Origin of the sequence: Humidesulfovibrio sp. (assembly GCF_035560995.1) — a bacterium.
In the GTDB taxonomy this organism is placed as follows: domain Bacteria; phylum Desulfobacterota; class Desulfovibrionia; order Desulfovibrionales; family Desulfovibrionaceae; genus Humidesulfovibrio.
In genome coordinates, this window is record NZ_DATMYK010000061.1 from 1 (window position 1) to 2754 (window position 2754).

Genomic DNA, 2754 nt, shown 5'->3' on the forward strand with positions numbered 1-2754 from the left:
GAGGAAGAGGCCGCCCCCTCCAAGAAACTTCCCTGGGACGATGACGAGCCCGCCGCTCCCGGCGCTTCCAAGAAGCTGCCCTGGGATGACGACGAGCCCGCCGCCGGCCCGGCCGATGACGACGATCTGCCCAAGCCGCCGACGGGCAAAGGCCCCTTCGACGACGAGGACGAAGCCCCGGCAGAGCGCAAGTCCAGCTTCGACGACGACGGCGGAGCCTTCATCTCCAGCCTCGACGCCGAGAGCATGAAGGCCGACAAGGCCGCCGCCAAGCCCGCGGGCGAGGACGACTTCCTGAACTCCCTGGGCGGCAGCGTCGACGCCCCCAAGAAGGCGGAAGCCAACCCGAAGAAGAAGATGATCATCCTGGGCGCGGCCCTGGCCGCCTTGGCCCTCATCATCGCGGCGCTGTTCATCTTCAAGCCCTGGACCAAGATGAACATCCCGTTCCTTGGTTCGCTTACCGGCAAGAAGGAAACGGTGGAGAACGCCGACAAGGTCAAGGACATCGCCCTGCGCAATGTCCGCCAGTACTACATCCCCAACGAGAAGGCCGGGAACATCTTCGTGGTCGAGGGCAAGGCGGTGAACAACTTCGCCTCGCCCAAGGAGCGCATCAAGGTCGAGATCACGCTCTTCGACGAGAAGGGACACGTGCTTGTGGCCAAGCAGATGCTCTGCGGCAACACCCTCTCGCAGTTCCAGCTCCAGGTGCAGAGCGAGGAAGAGATCAACGCCAGCCTCGGTTCCGAGGTCGGCATCCTCACCAGCAACACCTACCTCAAGACCGGCATGGACACGCCGTTCATGGCCGTTTTCTTCAAACCGCCAGACGCGGTGAAGGAATTCGGCGTCAAGGTCATCGACGCGCTGGATCCCAAGTAAGAAGCACACGGTCCAGACGGCACACGACAACGCATCGGCGGCGCCGGGGCGGGCGCAAAAACCCACCCCGGCGCTTTTTCTTTCCTCAAAGACACAAGCGAGGGCCAGCACATGAGCCGCAAACCCTACACCATCGCCCTGGTCCAGACCGGCTGCCGTGAAAGCGCCGAGGAAAACCTCGCCGCCCACCTGGAGCTGGCCGAGCGCGCCGCCAGCCTGGGGGCCGACGTCATCTGCCTGCAGGAGCTGTTCATGGGCCCCTACTTCTGCCAGCAGGAGGACGCCCGGCTCTTCGACTTGGCCGAGCCCATTCCCGGCCCCACCACAGAGGCCTTCGCCAAGCTCGCCAAAAAGACCGGCACCGCCATCATCGTCTCGCTCTTCGAGAAGCGCGGCATAGGCCTGTACCACAACACCGCCGCCGTGCTGGGGCGCGAAGGCGCGCTCCTCGGCCTGTACCGCAAGATGCACATCCCGGACGACCCGGCCTTTTTCGAGAAATTCTACTTCACTCCGGGCGACCTGGGCTTCCTGGCCGTGGACACCCACGTGGGCAAAATCGGCGTGTGCGTGTGCTGGGACCAGTGGTACCCGGAGGCCGCGCGCCTGACCGCGTTGAAAGGCGCGGAGGTCATCTTCTACCCCACGGCCATCGGCTGGCACCCGCAGGAGAAGGACCTCCTGGGCGACGAGCAGCGCAGCGCCTGGCAGCTTGTGCAGCGCGGCCACGCCGTGGCCAACGGCTGCTACATCGCCGCCGCCAACCGCATCGGCCTGGAGCGGCCCCTGGCCGACGCGCACAACGCAAACGGCGCGGGCATAGAGTTCTGGGGCACCAGCTTTGTGGCCGGGCCCATGGGCGACCTCGTGGCCCAGGCCCCCTGCGACGAGGAGACCATCCTGCTGGCCCAGGTGGACCCGCAGCGCATGGAGGACGTGCGCCGGGGCTGGCCGTTTCTGCGCGACCGCCGCATCGACGCCTATCAGAACATCGTGAAGCGCTTCGACGATTAGGGCGGAGTATCGGGGGACTCGGCTTGAGCAAGGGGCTCCGCCCTTGACCCCGGCCAAGGGGAGAAATCGAACGCCTAGAAATCCCAGCTGAAGGACAAGCCGCCCTCCACGCTGGAAAATCCTGCCCGGAACAGCTCGGTCCCGGCAAAGGCGCTGCACTTCAGGCCGTCCGCCAGCAGCAGGGACGCGTGGGCGTGGAGCCCCATGCTGTCTTTGGCCGGTGCGGGAGCGTGTGACGAGAACTTCGGGCCGTCGGCACCGGCGAAGCCGCCGCGCGTGATTATGGCGTCGCCCAACAGATCGCGCAGCCACAGTGCCCGCAACCCAGCCTGGATGATCTGGCCCTGAGCAAGGCTGTGCTCCGTTTGCAGCTGCCCGCCAAGGGCCGAGTACAGGCTGTGTTGCCCGGCGGAGTCCAGGGCGAGGTCGGCCCCTCCGCCATGGTTCTCCGTCATGGCCGGGCGCCAGTTGAAAGCGTAATCCAGGCCAGCAACCGGCCCGAAGGACATCGGCCCCACACGCCAATTGTAGCCAGCGCCCACATCCGCCGCACTGGCAAAGCCTATCCACTCTCCCTGGCTGGTGCGCTGGTAGCCGTTGAAGTCGACTTTGCGCCGGGTGGTGTTGTTCTCGATGCCGACCCGCGCCAAGCCATGCGCGTATACGCCCTGCGAGGAGTTCGGCTGCGCCAGGGCCTGCACGCCGAAATACATGCCGTCGGCGCTGAACTGTCCGCCAGCCTGAGTGTTTACATCCACCTGACGATGCGTGAGCGCCACATGAAAGCCCGCGCTGAGGCCATCCTCATATTGGCGCTCAATGAGGCTGAAGACGCCGGCGTCTGCGGCGCTGTAG

At 65.7% G+C, this 2754-nt stretch carries 3 protein-coding genes; 2 read left to right on the plus strand and 1 reads right to left on the minus strand.

Annotated features, from left to right (window positions below):
* Together VN419_RS02245 and VN419_RS02250 are read left to right on the plus strand one after the other, a co-directional pair.
* Positions 1-885 (plus strand): DUF3426 domain-containing protein (locus tag VN419_RS02245; RefSeq protein WP_325643996.1); only part of this gene is annotated, 885 nt, incomplete at its 5' end.
* Between the two features lie 111 nt (positions 886-996).
* Positions 997-1899: a carbon-nitrogen hydrolase gene (locus VN419_RS02250; protein WP_325643998.1), complete on the plus strand. Its 903-nt coding sequence runs from the start codon at positions 997-999 to the stop codon at positions 1897-1899.
* A 74-nt stretch (positions 1900-1973) separates the two neighbouring features.
* Here the strand turns inward: VN419_RS02250 and VN419_RS02255 are convergent.
* The coding region (locus VN419_RS02255; RefSeq protein ID WP_325644000.1) for an autotransporter outer membrane beta-barrel domain-containing protein at positions 1974-2754 on the minus strand (781 nt) is incomplete at its 5' end.

Coding starts and splice junctions, on each gene's coding strand:
- VN419_RS02250 (WP_325643998.1), top strand. CDS start 997: ATGAGCCGCAAACCCTACACCATCGCCCTGGTCCAGACCGGCTGCCGT.